Source organism: Tolypothrix tenuis PCC 7101 (assembly GCF_963874875.1).
Classification (GTDB): domain Bacteria; phylum Cyanobacteriota; class Cyanobacteriia; order Cyanobacteriales; family Nostocaceae; genus Aulosira; species Aulosira tenue.
On the sequence record NZ_CAWNJS010000001.1, the window covers coordinates 5,858,630 to 5,880,769 of the forward strand.

Sequence of the window (22,140 nt, forward strand, 5' to 3'; positions counted from 1 at the left end):
CACTGCTAAACCCTACAAAAGATGTGTTTTTTCCCTTAAAAATCAGACACCATGCTGTTTAAACCATGCTTGGAGTTTTTTCCAGCCTTCTTTTGCTTCCTTTTCCCGGTAGGAGGGGCGATAATCGGCATAAAAGGCGTGGGGTGCATCGGGATAAACGATGATTTCCGATTTGCTGCTGCTAGACTTGAGGCGATCGCGCATTTTTTCTACTGTATCTAATGGAATCCCTGTATCTTTACCGCCGTACAGTCCCAGTACGGGAACTGTTAGCGTTGAGGCAATATCAATGGGATACTTGGGTTGCAGTTCTGTCGCATCACCAACTAATCTGCCATACCACGCTACACCTGCTTTAACTTCAGGATTATGTGCTGCATATAACCAGACAATCCGACCACCCCAGCAGAAACCCGTAATTCCTAACCTGTTAGCATTTCCCTTTGCAGATTTGACAGCCCAAGCTACAGTAGCATCAAGGTCAGATAGTACCTGAGCATCGGGAACTTTTGCTACTATGGGGCGAATTTCATCAATATTGCTTAATTTTGAGACATCACCCTGACGGATAAATAATTCGGGTGCGATCGCTAAATATCCCAACTTGGCAAAACGACGGGTAACATCTTGAATATGCTCGTGTACGCCAAAAATTTCTTGAATCACCAGCACAATCGGAAAATTACTACCTGTTGCTGGCTGCGCCCTATAAGCTGGAATTTCACCATCTTTTACAGGTATTTTCACCGCACCCGCGACTAATCCTTTGGTATCGGTGGTAATGACTTTCGCACTCACAGGTTGTACTGCTAAAGCAAAGCCTGTAGCCAGGGTAGCAGTTGCGATAAAGTTGCGGCGTGTTATCTCTTGATTCATCTTGATGCCTTCAGCTATCCGGGTTTAAATTTATTGTGTTAGGGAGTAAGAATTAGGTATTCAGGGCTTGGTGTTTTGGAGTTCTACTTGCTGAACTTGATATAAGCCGAATTCACTTAGCAAAACTAATTATTAGTTTTACATAAATTTATAAAATTAGATATTTTAACTGCGGATCGCGTGGAGCAAGGCATAGCAGCTATACCCAATCAACATGATACAAAAAACATATCCGTGAAGCAGGGCAATAGAAGAGATTGCTTAAACTCGTCAAACGTTAGAATTGACAAGGGTCAGAGAGACGCGATTCATCGCGTCTGTACAAGAGTTAATTCTTTCCCTTACCCATTACCTAATCCCCAGTCCCTAATCCCCAATCCCCAATATGAGCAAAATACGTGCCGTTGTTGTTGATCCCAATGTATCAGGGCGTTTAGTACTGCGTGATGTCGATGCACCTACCCCAGCTGCTAATGAAGCAGTGATTCGAGTAGCAGCAATTTCTCTCAACCGAGGAGAAGTTAGACGTTCTACCACCGCGGCTGCTGGTTGGCGGCCTGGCTGGGATTTAGCTGGTGTCGTAGAAACTCCTGCAGCTGATGGTTCAGGGCCAGCTGCGGGAACCAGAGTTGTTGGTTTACTCCGTTCTGGTGCTTGGGGGGAATTGGTATCAGTACCCACCCACTCAATAGCAGAATTACCTGCTTCAGTATCTTTTGAACAAGCCGCCACATTACCAGTAGCAGGCCTAACTGCCTATCATGCTCTACTCAAAGGCGGTTCACTTTTAGGACGCTCAGTATTAATTACAGGAGCATCGGGTGGTGTAGGCTACTTTGCCATTCAATTAGCAAAACTTAGCGGCGCGCAAGTAGTTGCACATATTCGCCGTCCAGAATACGAATCTTTTGTCAAAAGCGCTGGTGCCCATGCTGTAATTATTGGGGAAAAGTTGCCACCACAGAGCGAATATGGTTCCTATCACTTAATTCTTGAGTCTGTTGGTAGCGACATTTTGGGAACATCTCTTGGTTGGTTAGCTCCAAATGGTACAGTTGTGCTATTTGGTACATCTGGAGGTACAGAAGTCACATTTAATGCCCAAAGTTTTTATGGCACAGGTGGCGCAAGTTTGTACGGTTTCATATTATTTCATGAATTACAACGGGAATCTGCTGCATTGGGATTGCAAAGACTTTTAGGTTTAGTAGAAGCTGGGCAATTGCGTCCTCATATTAATATTGAAGCCGATTGGACACAAATTGCGGAGGTAGCGCAAAAGCTACTTGATAGACAATATCTAGGTAAAGCTGTATTAAGCATTTCCAATTGAATTTGAATAGATTATCTTAATCAATACCTCTGCCAATTTACGGGGTTACAGCTAATGATTTAGCCGCGATAAAAATTTGTTGAATTTCTGGATGCTATTGGCGAATTTTGGCTTCTATCAGAATCTAATTGTATTGAAAGAATTGCAGTATGTGTAGGGTGAAATAGCACTTACTTAAGCAAACATTGCTGCCCAGATACCCGACTTTTTGAAAAAGTCAGGTATCTAAATCTCGCTAAATTGAGTGACATTCATTGGAAGTCGGCGGGAAACTCCATCCCCTTGTGGGTGGAGAGGGATAGCCGCCCGCCGACTTGGGGCATTGGGCATTGGGCATTGGGAACTCTTACCCATGCCCTAAAACTCCATCCCCTTGTGGGTGGAGTTTTTCATGTGTAGGGTGCCTTACGCTTCGTGATAACGCACCGCATTTTAGACCTTGGTGCGACGCTTGGCAACAACACACCCTTGTATATTGAAAATCAAATTTACTTTATCAATCATTGGTGAATCGTTCTCTGCTTTACCGCCCATAGATTACAACTTCTCTACAGAGGCTATTGATTTAGTAAGCTCTGCGGGTAAAAGTGTAGTAAAGCCATAGACCAATAATGGCACCAATGATGGAGACGATAATACCGCCAATACTCAATCCGGCTGAAGTCAAGGCTAACGTTCCTGTGGTTAACAAGGTGTATATGCTCCCACCAATGAGCGCACCAATGATTCCTAGGAGGATTGTGCCTAAAATGTTACCCCCTTGATGTCCGGGATAAATCATTTTTGCGATCGCACCTGCAATCAGTCCTAAAACGATCCAAGCTAGAATATTCATAATTTTTCTCCCTTAACAACATATTTCGTTAAACACGCTGAACATTTAATCATTTACTCTGCCTATTTGTGGAATCAAAGAAAAATTACTATTTCTCTGTGAGCAATCAATTAAGCGTGTTCTTTTAACTATGTATAGAATATGATTTCTTTCAAGACTATTTCCACTATCTGAAGTAAGAAAATCTATCTAAATAGCATCTACTTTAAAATTCATAGTTGTTGAGCATCGGCTTGTATTCGTTCAATCTGTTACTATTCCCTATTTCCTGTTCTCTGGAGAAAACTCCCGTTCCCAACTTGGAGAAGGTTGAAAATATTAAGTTTCTTCAAGTATTAGTCACAGATTTTGGTTCTGATTTTGCATGATATCTTTATTTAGCTACTATCAAAAGTAGCATCTATCAGGACTTACGCAACTGGTACACCAAACTTCTGGTTTAAGAGTCAACAGTCAAGGGTCAAAAATTCAGGTTTTTTGGACTTTTGACTCTTGACAGCCTAAACGAGAAAAATGTGACACTTGTGTAAGTCCTACATAAATTAAAATCACAATTGGCCAATTCAAGCAAATTAAATATCCAAGGTCAAACAACTGACTTTAGGAGGATGATTATTCATGCCAATAAATGTATATGTAAATGCAATCAGCTGCAAGCAAGTCGCTCTCTCAAAAATCCCGACTACTTTCACAAGTATGATTAATCACAATTAGCGATGATCAAAAATGGCAGATTCTAGGGATACAGACAATGGATACTCTGGGTTAACTAGTGGCGCACCTTTAGCAGTCATACTTGCAGCAGCACTCTATATCCTTTACCAGCTTTTACCAGTATTAGAACTAATAGCTATTGCGGCATTAATTGCTTTAGTTTTGCGAACAATGCTGCGGTTTTTGCAAAAGCTGGTTAAATCACAAGATGCTGCTGTTGTACTATTAATTGGATTGATTCTGGGCTTTGGGCTATTGCTTGCTACTGTAGTTATACCTAACGCTACATCTGAGGTACAAAATTTACTAATTACATTGCCAACTTATCTCAATACATTGACGGGAGATGTTGAGCAACTGCGACAAAAATTTACTTTTATTCCTGATATTTCTCTATCACTAATACAACTACGAAATTTTATCAATCAGTTACTAGGTGGAGTACCAGTTTTTTTGGGTCAAGCCTTCAACTTTACACTGGAGTTAGTAGCGACAGTGATTTTAGCGCTGTATATGGCTTACGATCCTGAATCTTTAGTAAATGGTATTTTAAAGTTAATACCCCGCCGACATCACCAAAGGTTTACAAGAGTTCTCAAAGCTTGCCGAGCAAGACTACGAGGCTGGATTTTTGGTACAGGAATTGCCATGATATTTCTCGGTGCAGGGGCTGCTCTGGGATTGTGGATTTTGGGTATTCCATCAGCGTTTGCCTTTGGTATTATTGCAGGTATCTTCGAGATTATTCCTTATTTTGGTTCTATTGTTGGTACTTTTTTACCTGCATTAGTAGCGTTGAGTATTTCACCAATTAAATTAGTATTTGTTCTCATACTATTTTTATTTTTAAATCAGATAGATGCTCATATTGTGCAACCATTAGTAATGGGACAGCAAGTTAATATACATCCTGTAATGGTAATTGTGACGTTTCTGGTTATGGGTAAGCTATTTGGTTTAATTGGGGTATTGCTTGCAGTTCCAGCAGCGGCCGTGATTGTGACGCTCATTGATGAATTCACACGTAAGGAACCACAAACAGAATTGCCCCCAGCAGGAGAATAATTTCCTAATTAAACTTGGTTCTTCAGTTGCAGTTAGTCATAGTAAATTAGCATTCATGAAAGTGCTTACCTTCACGGTGTTATGTCCGCAATTACAAAGAATATTCTGATTGCGATTTGATATTAGTTGTGATTGATTTTTGATTAATTACCGACCACAAATTAGAGAATCGAGGGTCTTTATTTAATTTTTGGATAAAGCTAACTACCAAATACAACTTCGATAATAAAGATAAAAAATGAAATTTAAATGGATTTCTTCCCTATCTCTAGGTAGAAAAAATAGTAATTCCCAAGATGGAAGTATTATCTTTGCTAAAGTTTTAATGTATGTATAGGAATCTATCTTGAGAAACATACCATCTTTAAGGAATACAGTTGGGTTGGGATTAGGAGCCGATGACAAACCAATTGCATTACCCCGTCATTATAGTTGGGAGGAATTACAAGCACTATCAAAACCGCAAGGTGCAGAAATTCAACTTATACCAATTCGTAATTAATGCTTACAAAAACCTGAGATAGTCTAGGTGTGTCGGTTTGAATATTAGAGAAGAGGTTCAGCGTTTGGTAAAAGCGATCGCGATTCATCATCACAAACTACAAACTGATTTTCCACAAGCGCTTTTCTATCTGCTTCCTGGCTTTCTCCTAGATGGAGGTCGCCTATTCTGTACCCTTGTTTGGCTGTCTCATCATTTATATGCCAGAAGGAGGAAATGTGTCTAACCGACAAGCACAATCACTAGAAGAGAAAATTACTAAGCTTGTAAAATGTGCTCAACGTCGAAATATCCGTAAGACAGTGGTTGCAGGCGCTCTCATTGCGCTCTTTGCTTTGATTATGGCTTACGATATTTATCAACAACCAAAAGATACTCTCGCAATCATTGGGAGCGGAGTGATAATCTTGGCGCTGTTGCTGGATATCACCGTCATCTGGTGGAAACTGCACATCCCCAAATCAGAACTGTCTGCGTTCCCCCCTACTCAGTTTCCAGACAAGTGGAAGCAGCGTCTGACCCATCAGGCTCGTATGCTCAGGCTCGTTTGGCTATGGTATCTTCTGCCTTTATTCTTGGGACTTTTTATCTATTTGTTGAGCGTTTACGACGCATCTTCCGGTGCTGTAATCATACCACTTTTGATTCAAGCCGTTGCCTGTATCGGAATCTGGCAGTTCAACTTCAAAGTAGCCAAACAGATTGAACGGGATCGTGACGCTTGGTTTGGCAATTTGCGTACTGTCTAACAAGATGCATAATGCTCACATTAGCACTTGGGCTAAAGGCTATCCAGAGGCGATCGCTACATCTGAAGTAGCATAGAAATTTCACAGTTATTTCATTTTTCTACGCCAGCGTAATTAAAGAAGGCTTTTAGCAATGAGTTGAGTATGCGGCTGATATTAGTTGAGGATGAAGCAGATTTAGGCGCAGCAATCAAAGAAGTTCTATCTCATGAGGCCTATGTAGTTGATTGGTTTCTTGATGGGACTCAGGCGTGGCAATATCTGGAAACTGGATGGACTGAGTACACGCTAGGGATTTTTGATTGGATGCTACCAGGAATTTCGGGGATAGAGTTGTGTAGATGGTTGCGATCGCGCCAATTAATTCTGCCTGTTTTGATGTTAACGGCAAAAGACCGCATGGAGGAAAAAATCATTGGTCTAGATAGCGGTGCTGATGACTATTTGGTGAAACCATTTGATATGGCAGAACTGCTAGCAAGATTAAGGGCATTACAACGCCGTGCTTCTTATGTAGGCACAACATTTACACCCCAAATTCAACCCCGACGCTTACAAGTAGGTTGTCTAACTCTCAATTACATCACTCATGAACTGACTCGACATTATCCAAATGGGGAAAAGCAATTATTATCTTTAACTGCCAAAGAATTCCAATTATTAGAATATTTCATGCGGCATCCTCACCAAATTATCAGTCGCGACCAAATTATTAATCAACTGTGGGAAATTGGTGCAGAACCATGTAGCAATGTAGTAGCTGCTCAAATTCGCTTATTAAGACGCAAATTAGGAGAAGAAGATAGCGAATCTTTGATAGAAACTATCTATGGTGTAGGTTATCGCCTCAACATTCATACCGAAAAACAAGCTGCACTGTAAAGTTACATAAATATGGAACATAATCCCATTTTCCGCCAGACTCGTTTACGTCTAGCAGCTTGGTACACGCTCGTGATGGGTAGTATTTTAGGCTTATCTGGACTCGGGGTTTATAGCGTAGTTGCCCATGCTTACCAGGAAACCATAGATCAGGGTTTAGAATCAGTAGCAAAGGCAATACATAAAAGTATTGAACCAGCTTGGCAACAACCTGGACATTTAGAAGAATTGGCTAAAGAAGTTTCCTTAAAATTATGTTTAACTCCCACAAATTGTTTGCCGAAAACAACTATTATTAAGCAACCAATAGCAGAGGCAGCTAATCAAGTTAATTACTATATACGCTTATTAGATAGTTCAGAAAAACTGTTTGCTATTGCAGGTATATCATTTAATAATTTACCGATGACTGCATCAGTAAAACAATGGCAAATCCTCACAGATTCTTCTGGTACTAGATACCGTCAAATCACTTTACCTTTATATACTCAAAACCAAATTTCGGGTTATCTTCAGGTGGCACGCAGCCTTACAGATTTAGACCAACATCTTACTTATTTAAGATTAACTTTAATTCTAGGATTGCCAATTTCTATGATTTTTGTTGGTTTATCAAGTTGGTGGTTAGCAGGGAGAGCAATGCAACCTGTATATCATTCCTATCAACAAATGCAGCAATTTACTGCTGATGCTGCTCATGAGTTTCGCACACCTTTAGCCGCGATGTATTCTACTATTGAAGCTGCTATTAAGTTACAGCAAGAACCAAAATCAAATAGTAGCATTTTAGATGTTCTTAAACGCCAAAACCGTCGCCTATCGCAATTGGTCGGAGATTTATTATTATTGACCAGGATAGACCAAAAACAACTTATAGGAGAATATAAATATTGCTGTTTAAATGATTTAATTAGCGACTTAATAGAGGAATTAGCATTTCTAGCTGTTGAGGCTCAGGTAAATCTTTCTCAGCAGGTGCTAGTTGCCAAAAAAATCTATGTGATGGGCAATGAAGAACAGCTTTATCGGTTAATTTCTAACTTAATTATCAATGCCATTCAAGCAACGCCTAGTGGTGGCAAAGTTACAGTTTTTTTAGAAAATAGTGAGCATTACGCCATGATCAAAATTCAAGATACAGGAATTGGCATTGCTGTTGAACATCAAGGGCGAATTTTTGATCGCTTCTATCGAGTCGATCGCAATCGCTCTCGCACCTCTGGTGGTTCGGGATTGGGTTTAGCCATAGCATTAGCGATCGCTCTTGCACACAAAGGTACTATTCATCTTCAAAGTCAACCTGGACTAGGTAGTACATTTACAGTCCGGCTTCCTCTATAACTAGCTGTCATTTGTTAAGCACCCTGCGGGAAGCCGCTGCGCTTGCACCAAAAACAATCCAAAATCCAAAATTTAAAATCTAAAGCTCGGAGAGTCAACAGTCAACGGCTTAAACGGAATAATTTATTTTTTGGAGTACCCTAATTAGTTAGAGGATGTTTGAAAAGTCTGTAGTAGTGTATCAAATATTTTTTACCCCACCCTAGCCCTCCCCTTTCAAAGGGGAGGGAACTGGATTTTCCGGTCTCCCCCCTTGACAAGGGGGGATTAAGGGGGGTAACAGTGCAATTAAAATCACAGGGAAAAACTTTTCAAACAACCTCTTAGACAGTCCCCGAATTATATCTTTGGGGATTTTTAGGCATCACGTATTTTTAGCTGAATATTCTTAAGAATTAGCTATAAAACTTTGTAGCATGAGCATAGATAAAATAATGCTCTGTAAATTTTACATCAGCCTTAAAACCAACTTGTGATAGATGTTGATGTAGTGCATCTGGTTGATAAAAAACTTTCACAATCTGAAATTCTTGCCCATCATTTAATTTACGGCTTTTGTAAATCTTGCCGTCATCATTAAGAATATGGTTATTAGCTGTAGAGGTGGGTTCAAAGCGGGAATCAATAATAAATACTTTTCCGCCAGTACGCACAGATTTATATACTTTTACTAGAAATGATTCCAATAATTCTGGTGGTATATGGGATAACCAAAAAGAGAAAAATACTAAATCATATTCAGCATTAGGTTCCCATGTAAATAAATCTATTTGCCGATATTCTATATTCTGTGCATTTAACTTGCTACGATTAATCGCAATTACTTCTTGTGAAGCATCAATTGCAGTAATTTTCTTGCCAATTGTTAAAAGTTCTTGCGTCCAAATTCCTGTTCCGCAGGCTAACTCTAAAATTTCCTCGGTTTCTCCAATTTGATGTAAAGCCTGTTTGACAATATCAATCTCTTGAAACCAACGCTGGTTGATTTCCTCACCGCGATCGTAACGACCAAGGCGATAGAACCATTCATCATATTCATTTGCTCTAGCACTATAATAGGCAATTTGTTGTTCTAAAATTTGCTTGATCATTGCTAGGCTTTGCATCTCCTGACAAATTTTACCGCAAATTACTGTATTTTGGTAAATATACAGTAGTATTATTCTGAAATAATTATATTGCTGACAAAAGTAAGCAATATTTCCCCCATTTCTCGGCTATGCCTGAGAGATAAATTTTTGTTTGGTGATATTTTTATCACCTGAATCTACGGTTATTAAATCCGTTTACTGTAGATTTGCTGTTATGGCTTAGGTGTTTACCATTAGAAGCAAAGTATTTATGTTATCCCAGCGCTTTCAATCTCGAATATTAAACATTTTTCTCCGCTTTTTCCAGAACTTTCAGCAGCGAAAAATCCGGATTTTTTCTTTACTGTTTGCGGTGGGTATTGGCTTAGTTTTATTTGTTTCCGCTTGTTCTTCCGGCACAAACCAGCAAGCAACAACAACACCTACAGAACAGGCAACATCAACACCTAATCAGAGTCCAGCAGTTAGCAGTAATACCGTTAGAATCGGATTTCAGAAAGCGGGAACTATTTTAAGTGCATTGAAAACCAGAGGCGATTTAGAAAAAGCTTTGGCGGCTTCCGGTGCTTCTGTTACCTGGAGTGAATTTCCCTCAGGCCCGCCAATGTTAGAAGCTATCAACTCCGGTAGTATAGACTTTGGCTATACAGGAGAAGCACCACCAATATTTGCCCAAGCCGCAGGTACGCCATTAGTTTATGTAGCTTACGATCCTTGGAGTACAAAGGCTGAAGCCATCCTAGTTCACAAAGATTCGCCAATTAAAACAGTGGCGGATCTCAAAGGTAAAAAAGTGGCTTTCGCTAAAGGTTCCAACACGAACTACCTAGTAGTGAAAGCCCTAGAAAAAGCAGGACTCCAATATACTGACATCCAAGCAGTTACCCTCCAACCTGCTGATGGACGTGCTGCGTTTGAAGGTAAAAACGTTGATGCTTGGGCGATTTGGGACCCTTATTTAGCTTTAGCAGAAAAAGCCACAGGCGCACGCGCCCTCACTGACGCAACCGGATTAGCGCCGAATCGTGGTTATTATTTGGCTGCTAAATCTTTTGTAGATGCTCATGCTGATACTTTGAAAATAGTTTTAGATGAAGTGAAAAAGACTAGCGACTGGGCCAAGAATAATCCTAGTGAAGTGGCTAAATTTCTCGCGCCAGCACTAGGTATTGATGCAGCTGTTTTAGAGGTAGCAGAAAAGCGGCGTGATTATGGTGTGCTGACAATTACCGATGAAGTAATTGCAAAACAGCAAGAGATTGCTGATGCATTCTACAAAATCAAACTTATACCGAAGCAAATTAATGTGAAGGACATAGTTTGGCGTAATTAGAAAATGGGTAATTGGTAATGGGTAATAGGTAATAGGTAATGGAAATTTATCTCTTTGTCCCCTACCCAATCCCCATTACCCCAATCCCCAATCCCTAATCCCCAGTCCCCAGTCCCCAATCCCCAATCCCCATTACCCCTTATCCCCAGTCCCCAATCCCCATTCTCAACTCAGGTGATTATATGGAAATAACTACACAATTGATAAAAACCGATGTACTAGTGATTGGCGGTGGTACGGCGGGGACAATGGCGGGAATTAAGGCGAAACAGGCTAATCCATCGGCTGATGTCCTGATTTTGGAGAAGGCTAATATTCGTCGAAGTGGTGCGATCGCAATGGGAATGGATGGTGTAAATACAGCCGTCATCCCTGGATACTCAACGCCAGAACAGTATGTCCGCGAAGTCACTATTGCTAATGATGGCATTCTCCATCAAAAAGCCGTCTATAAAACCGCCTTGCTAGGCTATGAAACTATTCAAGAACTAGAAAGTTGGGGCGTGAAGTTCCAAAAAGACCCCCAAGGCAATTACGATGTTAAGCAAGTGCATCGGGTAGGCAAATATGTATTGCCAATGCCCGAAGGTAAAGATTTAAAAACGATTCTGACGCGACAGGTTAAGCGACATAAAGTCAATGTTACCAATCGCGTCATGGCAACGAGGGTTTTGGTAAGAGAAGGAAGGGCGATCGGTGCGGTTGGGTTTGATGTACGTGGTGGCGATTTTGTTGTCATCCAAGCTAAAGCCGTCATTCTTTGCACTGGTGCTTGCGGAAGGTTGGGATTACCTGCATCAGGCTACCTCTACGGAACTTATGAAAATCCCACTAATGCGGGTGATGGTTACTCAATGGCTTACCACGCAGGTGCAGAACTGAGTAATATTGAATGCTTCCAAATTAATCCCTTAATTAAAGACTACAACGGCCCGGCTTGCGCTTATGTTGCTGGGCCTTTTGGTGCATATACTGCTAACGCTGAAGGACACCGCTTCATTAATTGTGATTATTGGAGCGGGCAAATGATGTTAGAAATTTGGAAAGAATTGAACTCTGGTAAAGGGCCAATTCAGTTAAAAATGACGCATTTAGATGAAGACACCATTTCTGAAATAGAGTCTATTTTATGGTCAAATGAAAGACCAAGTCGCGGAAGGTTTCATGAAGGTAGAGGCGAGAACTACCGCACCCACGGTATTGAGATGAATATCTCGGAAATTGGCTTGTGTAGCGGACATAGTGCTTCTGGTGTTTGGGTGAATGAAAAAGCTGAAACCACAGTACCAGGATTGTATGCAGCTGGAGATATGGCGAGTGTTCCTCATAATTATATGATTGGGGCTTTTGTATATGGTCGTTTGGCAGGAACTCATGCAATTGATTACATCAAAGATTTGGAGCATTTAGAACCGGATGCTAAATTTTTAGATGCAGAAAAAGCGAGGATTTATGCCCCATTAAATCAGCCTAATGGTATTCCCCATACTCAGGTTGAATATAAGCTACGGCGACTAGTAAACGATTATTTACAACCGCCAAAATCAAATTACAAAATGGAGATTGGGCTGAATAGTTTTGTTCGGTATCATGATACTTTAGCGCAAATGGGAGCGCGCGATCCCCATGAACTGATGCGCTGTATGGAAGTGCATTTTATTAGAGATTGTGCAGAGATGGCAGCAAGAGCATCAATATATCGTCGCGAAAGTCGTTGGGGACTTTATCACTATCACTTAGATTTTCCTGAGAAGAATAATCAAGAGTGGTTTTGCCATGTGAATTTGAAGAAGAATGAAGCGAGGGAAATGGTGTTATTTAAGCGTGCTGTTGAACCTTATATTGTGGATGTGGATTTAGGAAGAGAGGTTTATGATGTAGCAGTGAAATAAGTTAATGAATAATTAACTGTAGATAAACATCCATCTCAAAAAAATCGGTGTGCAAATGCCTCTTTATGATTCCATTGGCAAACAATATACAACAACTCGCATCCCTGACTATCGCATTGTCCAAAAGATAATCGACTTACTCAATTTACCACCAGGTAGCCTGATTGCTGATATTGGTGCGGGAACTGGTGGTTATTCACAAGCGCTAGCTAATCGAGGATTTTCTGTTTATGCTGTTGAACCATCATCGGTAATGCGTCAACAAGCATCAGAACATCCACAAGTGCAATGGTTTAATGGCTATGCAGAAGCTTTACCTTTAGCCGATAAATCTGTTAATGCAGTAATCAGTATTTTGACAATTCATCATTTTTCGGATTTAGAGCAAGCCTTCCGAGAAATGCACCGGATTATTCAGGATGGGCCAATTATATTGCTAACTTTTGATATTAGATTCGCTCAAAAAATTTGGTTGTATGATTATTTTCCTTGGATGTGGGAAGATGCATTAAAATTCCTCCCACTGCATGAAATTACCAGTTTAATTGAGCAGAATACTCAAAGGAAAATTGAAGTCATTCCTTTGATGTTACCTGACGATTTATCTGATTTATTTGCTGCAGCAGCTTGGAGAAGACCTGAATTGTATCTTCAACCAGAAGTGCGCGCAGGAATATCTTCTTTTGCTTTAGGTAATCCTGATTTGATTGCATCTGGGGTTACATCTCTAGCAGCAGATTTAAGTAGTGGTAAATGGGATGCAAAATATGGAGATATTCGCCAGGTAACAGAAATTGATGCTGGTTATCGTTTTTTAAAGGCAACGATTGTCAACTAAAAATATCATACTAAATTCTTCGGAAAATATTAATCGTTCTGTAGGGTGGGCATTGCTGATATGACTAAGATACTAACAATTACAGAGGTACCAGATGGCTTTAACTAATCAAAGAGTAGATGTTCCCGTGATTGTGGACGAGTCTAAATGTTTAGAAAAATGTCGGGTTTGTATTGAAGTTTGTCCGCTTGACGTACTAGCCAAAAATCCGGAGACTGGCAAAGCATATATGAAATATGACGAATGCTGGTTTTGTCTTCCTTGTGAAAGGGAATGTCCAACAAATGCTATTAAGGTGCAAATTCCTTTCTTGCTAAGGTAAGGAGATATTTTCACAATAATTGGGATATCATGCCCAATTGTTAATAGTAATGCCTACCCTTCAGTATGATTAGTGCTTCACTCAACTTCAACTATAATCAAATTACGCAATTATAGGAGTTTTATATTAAAAATGTCCTTAACTCCATCTTTAACTCCGCAAGGATTTCAGACTTTTATTACTAACTTAGGTATCAAAGACTCCACCGATGATTTTGTCTTGATTAAATCTGATGTTCCCTGTGTTGCTGATGGAGTATTTACACAAAGTCTTTTTGCGGGGACAAGTGTAACTATTAGCCGCCGCAACTTGAAAGATAATCAAGCACAGGGAATTGTTGTGATCTCTAAAAATGCCAATGTAGCTAATGGCGCTATTGGTACGACTGATGCAGAAGAAGTTATTCAAATTGTCGCCACTGAAACTGGCATTTCTCCAGATAATATTGTCATAGCTTCTACAGGCGTAATTGGTAGACGTTACCCTATAGAAAAAATTCGTGCTGGATTGTTAGGAATTGGCAACAAATTAACTACGGCTAATTTTAATTTGGCAGCACGCGGTATTATGACAACCGATACTGTACCAAAGCTAGCAGCGCGACAAGTTGGAAATGCCAAACTTGTAGGAATTGCCAAAGGCGTAGGGATGATTGAGCCGAATATGGCAACAATGCTAGCTTTCTTTTTCACAGATGCAGCGATTTCTGCTGATGTGTTGCGTTCAATTTTTCGTTCTATAGTAGATAAAACATTTAACTGTTTAAGTGTTGATACAGATACTTCTACTAGTGACACTGCCATTATTTTAGCTAATGGTTTAGCAGGTGCAGTTTCTGAGTCAGAATTTGCTATTGCACTACAAGAAATAGCCAATGAATTAGTTTTGAAAATAGCGCGAGATGGCGAAGGGGCTACTAAGGTAATTGAGGTAACTGTAGATTCAGCTTTGAATTATGTACAAGCTAAAAAAGTTGCTAAAGCAATCGTCAATTCCCCTTTGGTGAAGACTGCTGTTTATGGTGCAGATCCGAATTGGGGAAGAGTAGCAATGGCTATAGGTAAATGTGAAGATGAATTGTCAATAAATCCAGAAAATATCGTGATTCGGTTTGATAATATTCAAGTCTATCCGAATATTTTAAATGAGGATAATTTAGATGAATTGCGACAAGTGATGTCCCAAGATAAAGTAAATATTCATGTGAGCTTGAATATTGGCGAAGCTATTGCAACTGTCTGGGGTTGTGATTTGTCAGAAGGTTATGTAGAAATTAATGGTAAATACTCAACTTAATTAAGTCTTACTACTTTAGCTTGCAACTTTTTCTAAAAACCTATTGAAAGTATTCGTGTTGATTAAACCGTTTTCTAGCAATACTCGGCGTACGGCTACTAAATGCACAGACTGAACATAATCTTGCTGTTCGTAAGCTGGTAAAATTATTAATGCTCCTGAAGGTGAAGATTGATAAACTTGTTGATTCCCAGTTGTTGGTACTTTGGCAAAACCTATATTTAAAAGTAATTTTTCTAATTCATTAAATTGAATATCTCTAATCATGATGACGAATTACTCCTTTTATTTGCTTAAGAACATCATTCCGATAGTCTGCGAATTTTTTGATTGCCTCTTGATTTAGTATATTTGTTTTAGGCAAGCGAACAGTCAAACTTTCACCAACTTTCGATATGTCAAACCCCGGCAAATTTTCAAAATAGGCTTGTAAATATAACCAATAAGCTATATCCAACTGAGCATCATATACAATCAGAATACATGGCATAGGCTCAAACAACCACAATTCCAGGTCTGCTCTGGCTATCGTAAAAGCAATAGTTTTTTGGTCTGCAAGTGTCCTCAGAGAATCTCTAGCCTTTAACTGTATATATATCTGACAGTTTTCAATTTCACTATTAACATCATATGTAAATATAATTAAATCAAAACCATAGTCATATTCAACTCTTTCTACTGAATAACCGCATAAAAATACATATTTTTCAACATGATTTACACTTAAATCTGCTATGATATGTTCTTTAGGTCGTTTCTTTTTTGCCATTAATTAAATTATATTAAAACTTTGTAAATAATACAAAAAAATTAATCGTTTGAGAACACTAATAATAGAAGACATTGGTCAAAGAATTAACCAGTTTGCTCAGGATTCAAAATGTCAACAAATATAGATTCTGAATTAAATGAATGGTTGGAAATGTTGCGATCGCCTGAAGTCAGCGATCGCTTAGTTGCGGTGAAAACCCTACAACATTTGGGAGATGAGGCGGCGATTGATGCGCTAATTGTAGCGCTGCAAGATGAAAGCACCGCCGTACAAAAAATTGCTGTCACCGCACTATGGGAAATTGCCAATCCTGTGGCTGTTCCGTCTTTATTACCTTGTTTGGCTTCACCAGATGCCGAAATTCGCAGCGAGGCGCTGTCAGCTTTGGGTGAGTTGATATCTTCAGAAGATTTGCTGCTGTTGCTAGATGCGTTACAGCAGCCAGATATAAACCTACAACTGAATGTGTTAATTCTGTTGCGAAAGATACATGATGCTCAGTCACTCCCGGCGGTGCTATCCTTCTTTAACTCGGAACATCCCCAACTTAGGGAAGCGGCTGTGACTACTCTTAGCTATCTCAATCAAGTGCAGATATGTCCACCAGCTTTATCTTTAATCCGCGATCGCGATGAATATGTGCGTCGTGCGGCGGCGCTGACTTTAGGGCATTTGGCAGATGCAGAGATAGTAGATTTACTGGGTAATGCATTAAATAATGATACCGATTGGCAAGTACGCCGCAATGCTGCCAAATCTCTAGCGCTTCATGCTGATGCTAAAATTATTCCTAATGTATTAATTGCAGTGAAAGATGAACATTGGCAAGTGAGAAAATTTGCCATTCAAGTATTGCAGAAAATACCTGATATACAGTCTTTACCTGCACTTATTGAAGCGCTAACAGATGAGTATTCAGATGTGAGAAAAGACGCTGCGATCGCTCTTGGTAATTTGGGTAAAACTGAAGCCTTAAATGCCCTCAAACAAGCGCTAGATGATCCTGATCGGGAAGTTAGTATTTACGCACAAAAGGCAATTCAAAAAATTGGAGAGGGAACGAGAACATAAATTGAGAATTCATAATTAAATCGAGGTAGGGTGTGTTATACCGTTCGCTTTTAGCGTTCCCGCAGGGTAGGCTAGCACCTTGAGTTTTTGGAGGTGTGGTGCTTGTCAGAAATGCGGAATTCCTCTCCAGAATTTTTGGTAGTGTATTGTTACATTTTTAAGCTAAAGGTGTTAATAAATCAATTGTACTCGCTGGCTGATTTGGTGTTTGTGATTTTCGTAATGTGACAAATGCAAGGATAGCAACTACTGTCAAGTAAATACGTTGTAACCAGACATTGCTTAATTTAAGAGTTAAACGTCCACCAATTATGCCACCTATAAACATTGTAGTGCCAAGAATTATTCCTAAGTCGTAATCGACTATTCCTTGCTGCAAAAAAATTATAGTGGCGATTAAGGAAGAAAATATATTTATAAATTTAGTAGTTGCGATCGCTTCTACAAATGTCATGCGAAATAGCATCACATAAGCTGCAGTCAGGAGAGTGACATAACCACCACTGAAAAAACCTCCATAAATACCAAGAATAAACGTCACTACATAGCCAGCAAGTTCTGCAATGCGTGGGGGTATGAGTTGAGATGGGCTGACTCCAGCATGACGATTAATCACTGATAATATAGCTACTATTATCATGGAAATAGAAATTATCAATGGCATTGATTTAGAAGGCAAAATCAGTACCAATAATGCGCCTAAAAATGAACCAACTATAGTTAATACAGTGAGTAATGGTAAGCGTTTAGGGTTAATAACTTTCTTACCAATAAATGGTAATGTCCCGCCTATACTCATTAAAGTTAATGCAAACATATTGGTAGCGATCGCAGTTCGGGGTTCTATGCCAAATTCCAGCATTACAGGCACTGTAATCAGCGATGTGCTACCAGCAATCACGCTAACAATGCTGGCTGAAAAAAATATTCCAGCCAGCAGAATTATCTGCAAAATATCCACAATTTAATTTTTAAAAGACTGATATTTAGTATTTTATGGGTTAATTTATTAATTATTTTTCTACTTATTAATTCTTAAAAACAGCAACATTTTATACCAATATTTTTAGTAAATTTTAGATAACGTTGGTAACAAATAAGTTGGTAATAGATATGTCTATATCCCGGATTTCTTTGAGAAGTTGGGGATATAATTTTGCAAATCATACCATTTTGAAAAAAAGAATGCGACAGATGGGTAGGGGCAAGGCAATGCCTTGACCTCTAGAATATATTGATGTGTCGCAAACATTATTTGAATTGGTATCAGTTGGTAAAAAAGCTGAGAATAAAGTAGTGTTAAATGCAGAGTTTGTTGAATTTAATTTTTTCTAAAAATTTAAAACAATCTATTAATTTAAAATTCGATGGCTTGCTATTGGGCAACTATCTTTTGAATGATTTTTCGGCGTGTATCTTGGCGATTTTGACTAGCAGCTTTGACGCTGTTAATCACAGCCTCCGGCGCAGTTTGGGGAGAACCACTATTAAAGGGAGGCTGGGGATTGTATTCTATTCCTAGTTGAATTGATTGGGCTATTGCGTCACCGAATAATTCCCCTGCTATCACTAATGCAAAGTCAATTCCTGAGGTGACACCGCCGCCTGTAATGCGATCGCGATCAATGACAACTCGCTGTGGTACTACCTCAACGCCAAACAACCTCAATAAATCGAGGGATAGCCAGTGAGTAGTGGCGCGATAGCCTTGGAGTAACCCAGCCGCACCTAGCAGCAGAGAACCAGTGCAAACAGATGTTATGTAGCGGGCTGTTTGTGCTTGAGTTTTCAGGAAATCGAGAAAATTCTTATCTTCTAGTTTGGCATCAATACCTGGCCCTCCGGGGACAAACAACACATCTAAAGGTGGAGATTGAGCAAAGGAGGTGTCAGGTAAAAACGTCAAACCGCGATCGCTCTTGATGGGTTCTAGAGTTTCCGCAAGCAGATATAATCTTGTATTAGGTAATTTGGCAAAAACTTCGTATGGCCCTGTAAAATCTAACTGTGTCACATTAGGGAACAATACAATTCCTATTGAGATAGGAGGATTTATTTCAATAGCACTCATGACTTATATAAGCTTTAAAATAGATAAAATATCAGCGCTAATATCTTAATTTTTAATCATCAGAGGTGGGCATTGCCCACCCTACAAATATCACTGATTTAATTTAAGCCCAATTACGTACTACAACAATCTTAAATTGACGTTCTTCGGGCAAAATATAATCAAATGAACCATAGCGTTCTAAAGCCCAGTTTCGCAAATCCTGAATAGCATGAAGAAAGATATCATCTGGGATACTCCAAGCTGCACTTTGGATTTTATTTTCTTGATTTTCTATTAATTGACCTACAGTATTTTCAACTCGCCATTGTGCTGCAATTTCAGTTTCTAAAGTTGCACCTTGTGTTTCTAACTCTGCTAAGACCTCTTCTTCCGTCGCACCGTAACGCGGAAAAGGATGACCATAATCCTGTAAAATAGCTTTCCAACGCTCCGTAAATTCTTCTCTCAATGCATTCACTTCTAAAGCAGGACTAGCAGAGTTAGTCTGACCATGAGTATAAAGCAAAATACCACCTGGTTTCAGCACGCGACGAATTTCTGCTAGCGCTTGTTTCCAAGCAGCAATTAGATGAAAAACATGAACAACCAAAGCTACATCAAAAGAGTCACTATCAAAAGGTAAAGCTGTAGCATCTCCTTTAATTGCTGTTAGTTTATGAGATACACCCTCTAATTTTTGGTGCAGTTCAGCCAACATCTTTTCTGAGACATCTATACCAGTGTAAGAATATCCTCTTTTAGCAATTGGGACAGCAATTCTCCCAGTACCAATACCAGTTTCATAAAATTTGGTGTCTGCGGTTGGGGAAACCAAATTGAGGATAAAATCTGTGACTTGTTCAGAGATTCCGGGGGGAAATCCTCTGGTAGCATCGTAAATATTAGAAACTCGATCAAATGAAACAGTTTTAGTCATATATTCTTCCTTTGTTAGAGACGCGATTAATCGCGTCTGTACAATTTTCATTTGTCTTTGCTCAATACAAATGACTGATGAGTGTTAGAGGGAATATAGGTAATGTCATCACGGATTAAGTCCCCAAATTAAAATGCGCTTGTAGGGGAAGAAAAATGGACGGTCATCGGGTAAAATGCTGAATAATTTTTGTTGATATCTGGCTACAAATTGCTCATAAGTTTGGCTATCTAACTGCGTTTCATAGGCGGTGAGTAACGTTCCCCGATACCATTCCACTACAGCCTCTCGCGATGGTAACAAATGCCCGTAAATTTGTAACTTTACTTGTTGCTTAACAAAGCCTAATTTATAAAGTAGTTTAGCATAAGCTACTGGAGAAAGTACTTCTAAGCGTCGCACATATCCCTTTAATTCTTGATTAAATTCTTGTGCTGTCTCTACAGCTAACTGATGCACTGGCTCATCATCCATTGCAGGAATTTGTATCGCTAATTGTCCGTCTGGTTGCAATTTATCTCGTAATTTAGCAAATAATGTTTCGTGTTCTGTTAACCACTGTAAAGCAGCGTTAGAAAATATAACATCAAATTCACCGTCTCCTGGGTTATCTTCAATTCTTCCTTGCTCAAACCGTAATCCATTACCTGCAAATTGACTCGCTACAGATAACATTTTTTCAGAAGCATCTATTCCCAAAGTTTCTTTAGCTGCTAATTTTTCATGGAGATACTTGGTTAATTTTCCTGTTCCACATCCTAAATCTAAAACTCGTAAATTTTCTTGGGGATTTACCAAATCTACTAAATCGTAAAAAGGGCTACTTCTTTCTGCTTGAAATCGTTCGTATTGTTCTGGATTCCATTTATCTGGCATTTTGATACCTTATGAAAATAATTCGTAATTATATTTTTATCGTTTGTAGATAAATTGATTTCATACTGGTAAAAATGAAACATGAGCCGAAACTATCTTCCATCCTTGAGGAAATCTATACCAAGTTTGGCTTTGTCTGCCAAACATCTCTACATTATTGATAATGCGGCGAAATTCTAAAGTTACAGTTGCTGTATATTTACCAAAAGTCACAACTTTAAGATGAGAAATTTCGCGCTCAATTTTTGGGTTTGGTCGAGAGGCGCGAAAATTGCGAATCTCTTCACTACCGTAGAGATTTTCTGTTACACCAAAACGTACTACTTCTGCTGCATCCCAAAATAAACTATCCATTACCTCTAAATTGTTATTAGCCAAAGCTTCTTCGTATTTAAGGTATAAATCAGTTACTTCAGCTACAACAGCAGGGTCATTTACTGTAGTCATTGTTGTTAATAATTTACGAACTCTGAATTATTTTGTCACAAAATGACCTATGTAGAACTGGCGAAAATTTATAGCATAAAAAACACGAATGAATCATGGATTTTTTGATGTCTGTCGCCATACATCACTGCTAGCCGTGAACAAAAAAGTAGATAGTCATACTGAAGGCAATAAATATGACAAATTTACGGATTAATTGGGGTTTAAGTTTACGTGCATAATGGGCGCTTAAATATCCACCCAAAGAACCAGCCACAGCCATTAAAATCGCCTGTTGCCAAACAATTACGCCAGCAAAAATAAACGGGATAATTGCAATTCCATTAATACAACTTCCTAAAAATGCTTTAAAGGCATTGATTGTATGAATATTTTTGATACCTAAAAATGATAGGGTTGCTAACATTAAAATTCCTAAACCTGCGCCGAAGAAACCACCGTAGATAGCTATAGCTAATTGTGCCAAGGCTAGGTTAAATATCGGTATAGACTCCGGCGTTGACTTCTCACTTTGAAGCTGCAACCATCCTCTGAGAGCGTCGCCAAAGGTAAATACTAGGGTTGCTGATAGTAATAGATAGGGTATGAGCTTTGTAAACACATCTGACGATGTATATAACAAAGCTAAAGAGCCAATAATTCCACCGAGTAGGCTTATGCCACATAACAGCAAAAAAACTTGCCGCTTAATGCCTAAATCTTTACGGTAGGCTCCAGCACTGGCCACAGCACCTACCCAAAGAGCGGTATTATTTGTAGCATTCGCAATAATTGGCGGTACGCCTGTAAAAATCAGTGCGGGAAACGTGATGAAACTTCCACCACCTGCAACAGCATTCAGTCCGCCTGCAATGAAAGCGGTGCTGAATAAAAGTAAGCTATGGAGAATAGTTAAAGATGGTGGCATGATTTTGA

Annotated in this window: 24 protein-coding genes; 12 read left to right on the top strand and 12 right to left on the bottom strand. The window is 39.3% G+C overall.

Going from position 1 to position 22,140, the window contains the following annotated elements:
• Positions 1-42: 42 nt before the first annotated feature.
• Positions 43-876: a dienelactone hydrolase family protein gene (locus AACU25_RS23105; RefSeq protein ID WP_096579659.1), complete on the bottom strand. Its 834-nt coding sequence runs from the start codon at positions 874-876 to the stop codon at positions 43-45.
• Positions 877-1,261: 385 nt separating this feature from the next.
• Between AACU25_RS23105 and AACU25_RS23110 the strand changes: the two genes are divergently transcribed.
• Positions 1,262-2,209, top strand: a complete 948-nt coding sequence (locus AACU25_RS23110; RefSeq protein ID WP_096579661.1) for a zinc-binding dehydrogenase — start codon at positions 1,262-1,264, stop codon at positions 2,207-2,209.
• A 565-nt stretch (positions 2,210-2,774) separates the two neighbouring features.
• Here the strand turns inward: AACU25_RS23110 and AACU25_RS23115 are convergent.
• Positions 2,775-3,044: a GlsB/YeaQ/YmgE family stress response membrane protein gene (locus AACU25_RS23115; protein WP_045872818.1), complete on the bottom strand. Its 270-nt coding sequence runs from the start codon at positions 3,042-3,044 to the stop codon at positions 2,775-2,777.
• 726 nt (positions 3,045-3,770) lie between these two features.
• Here AACU25_RS23115 and AACU25_RS23120 point away from each other — a divergent pair.
• On the top strand, positions 3,771-4,823 hold the full coding sequence (locus AACU25_RS23120) for an AI-2E family transporter (protein WP_096579663.1): 1,053 nt from the start codon (positions 3,771-3,773) through the stop codon (positions 4,821-4,823).
• Positions 4,824-5,169: 346 nt separating this feature from the next.
• On the top strand, positions 5,170-5,325 hold the full coding sequence (locus AACU25_RS23125; protein ID WP_190445770.1) for a hypothetical protein: 156 nt from the start codon (positions 5,170-5,172) through the stop codon (positions 5,323-5,325).
• Between the two features lie 44 nt (positions 5,326-5,369).
• On the opposite strand, the gene AACU25_RS23130 is transcribed toward AACU25_RS23125, so the two are convergent.
• On the bottom strand, positions 5,370-5,558 hold the full coding sequence (locus AACU25_RS23130; RefSeq protein ID WP_190445764.1) for a hypothetical protein: 189 nt from the start codon (positions 5,556-5,558) through the stop codon (positions 5,370-5,372).
• Between AACU25_RS23130 and AACU25_RS23135 the strand changes: the two genes are divergently transcribed.
• The 3 genes from AACU25_RS23135 to rppB all read left to right on the top strand — a co-directional run bounded on the left by AACU25_RS23135 (position 5,544) and on the right by rppB (position 8,297).
• Positions 5,544-6,074, top strand: coding sequence for a hypothetical protein (locus AACU25_RS23135; RefSeq protein WP_096583966.1), 531 nt, complete (start codon positions 5,544-5,546; stop codon positions 6,072-6,074). The genes AACU25_RS23130 and AACU25_RS23135 overlap by 15 nt on opposite strands.
• Before the next feature lie 144 nt (positions 6,075-6,218).
• On the top strand, positions 6,219-6,956 hold the full coding sequence (rppA, locus tag AACU25_RS23140) for a two-component system response regulator RppA (RefSeq protein WP_096579665.1): 738 nt from the start codon (positions 6,219-6,221) through the stop codon (positions 6,954-6,956).
• A 12-nt stretch (positions 6,957-6,968) separates the two neighbouring features.
• Complete coding sequence (gene rppB / locus AACU25_RS23145; protein ID WP_096579667.1) at positions 6,969-8,297, top strand: two-component system sensor histidine kinase RppB; 1,329 nt, start codon at positions 6,969-6,971, stop codon at positions 8,295-8,297.
• A gap of 395 nt (positions 8,298-8,692) precedes the next feature.
• Here the strand turns inward: rppB and AACU25_RS23150 are convergent, their stop codons facing one another.
• A complete protein-coding gene (locus AACU25_RS23150) occupies positions 8,693-9,388 on the bottom strand; it encodes a class I SAM-dependent methyltransferase (RefSeq protein ID WP_096579669.1) in 696 nt (231 codons plus the stop codon).
• Between the two features lie 250 nt (positions 9,389-9,638).
• Here AACU25_RS23150 and AACU25_RS23155 point away from each other — a divergent pair, with 250 nt between their 5' ends.
• The 5 genes from AACU25_RS23155 (at position 9,639) to argJ (ending at position 15,069) form a co-directional block, all read left to right on the top strand.
• Positions 9,639-10,721: a sulfonate ABC transporter substrate-binding protein gene (locus AACU25_RS23155; protein WP_096579671.1), complete on the top strand. Its 1,083-nt coding sequence runs from the start codon at positions 9,639-9,641 to the stop codon at positions 10,719-10,721.
• 182 nt (positions 10,722-10,903) lie between these two features.
• The gene (locus tag AACU25_RS23160) at positions 10,904-12,613 is read left to right on the top strand and encodes a fumarate reductase/succinate dehydrogenase flavoprotein subunit (RefSeq protein ID WP_096579673.1); all 1,710 of its coding nucleotides are present in this window, start codon (positions 10,904-10,906) and stop codon (positions 12,611-12,613) included.
• A gap of 55 nt (positions 12,614-12,668) precedes the next feature.
• Complete coding sequence (locus AACU25_RS23165) at positions 12,669-13,451, top strand: class I SAM-dependent methyltransferase (RefSeq protein ID WP_096579675.1); 783 nt, start codon at positions 12,669-12,671, stop codon at positions 13,449-13,451.
• Between the two features lie 94 nt (positions 13,452-13,545).
• A complete protein-coding gene (locus AACU25_RS23170; protein ID WP_096579676.1) occupies positions 13,546-13,773 on the top strand; it encodes a 4Fe-4S dicluster domain-containing protein in 228 nt (75 codons plus the stop codon).
• A 132-nt stretch (positions 13,774-13,905) separates the two neighbouring features.
• On the top strand, positions 13,906-15,069 hold the full coding sequence (gene argJ, locus AACU25_RS23175) for a bifunctional glutamate N-acetyltransferase/amino-acid acetyltransferase ArgJ (protein WP_096579678.1): 1,164 nt from the start codon (positions 13,906-13,908) through the stop codon (positions 15,067-15,069).
• 15 nt (positions 15,070-15,084) lie between these two features.
• Here the strand turns inward: argJ and AACU25_RS23180 are convergent, their stop codons facing one another.
• A complete protein-coding gene (locus AACU25_RS23180; protein WP_096579680.1) occupies positions 15,085-15,336 on the bottom strand; it encodes a hypothetical protein in 252 nt (83 codons plus the stop codon).
• Positions 15,329-15,838: a DUF4365 domain-containing protein gene (locus tag AACU25_RS23185; RefSeq protein WP_096579682.1), complete on the bottom strand. Its 510-nt coding sequence runs from the start codon at positions 15,836-15,838 to the stop codon at positions 15,329-15,331. The genes AACU25_RS23180 and AACU25_RS23185 overlap by 8 nt, the downstream gene beginning before the upstream one ends.
• 111 nt (positions 15,839-15,949) lie before the next feature.
• On the opposite strand from AACU25_RS23185, the gene AACU25_RS23190 reads away from it, so the two are divergent.
• Positions 15,950-16,912, top strand: coding sequence for a HEAT repeat domain-containing protein (locus AACU25_RS23190; protein ID WP_096579684.1), 963 nt, complete (start codon positions 15,950-15,952; stop codon positions 16,910-16,912).
• A gap of 157 nt (positions 16,913-17,069) precedes the next feature.
• Here AACU25_RS23190 and AACU25_RS23195 read toward each other — a convergent pair whose 3' ends face one another.
• The 6 genes from AACU25_RS23195 to AACU25_RS23220 all read right to left on the bottom strand — a co-directional run bounded on the left by AACU25_RS23195 (position 17,070) and on the right by AACU25_RS23220 (position 22,132).
• Positions 17,070-17,873 carry a sulfite exporter TauE/SafE family protein gene (locus tag AACU25_RS23195; protein WP_096579686.1) on the bottom strand — a complete coding sequence of 268 codons (804 nt, stop codon included), beginning with the start codon at positions 17,871-17,873 and terminating at the stop codon, positions 17,070-17,072.
• A 414-nt stretch (positions 17,874-18,287) separates the two neighbouring features.
• Positions 18,288-18,983, bottom strand: a complete 696-nt coding sequence (locus AACU25_RS23200) for a DJ-1/PfpI family protein (RefSeq protein WP_096579688.1) — start codon at positions 18,981-18,983, stop codon at positions 18,288-18,290.
• A 103-nt stretch (positions 18,984-19,086) separates the two neighbouring features.
• Positions 19,087-19,902, bottom strand: a complete 816-nt coding sequence (locus AACU25_RS23205) for a methyltransferase domain-containing protein (protein WP_096579690.1) — start codon at positions 19,900-19,902, stop codon at positions 19,087-19,089.
• A 108-nt stretch (positions 19,903-20,010) separates the two neighbouring features.
• Positions 20,011-20,778, bottom strand: coding sequence for a methyltransferase domain-containing protein (locus tag AACU25_RS23210; protein WP_096579692.1), 768 nt, complete (start codon positions 20,776-20,778; stop codon positions 20,011-20,013).
• 60 nt (positions 20,779-20,838) lie between these two features.
• Positions 20,839-21,225, bottom strand: a complete 387-nt coding sequence (hpxZ, locus tag AACU25_RS23215; RefSeq protein ID WP_096579694.1) for an oxalurate catabolism protein HpxZ — start codon at positions 21,223-21,225, stop codon at positions 20,839-20,841.
• Positions 21,226-21,355: 130 nt separating this feature from the next.
• On the bottom strand, positions 21,356-22,132 hold the full coding sequence (locus AACU25_RS23220; protein ID WP_096579695.1) for a sulfite exporter TauE/SafE family protein: 777 nt from the start codon (positions 22,130-22,132) through the stop codon (positions 21,356-21,358).
• Positions 22,133-22,140: the final 8 nt, after the last annotated feature.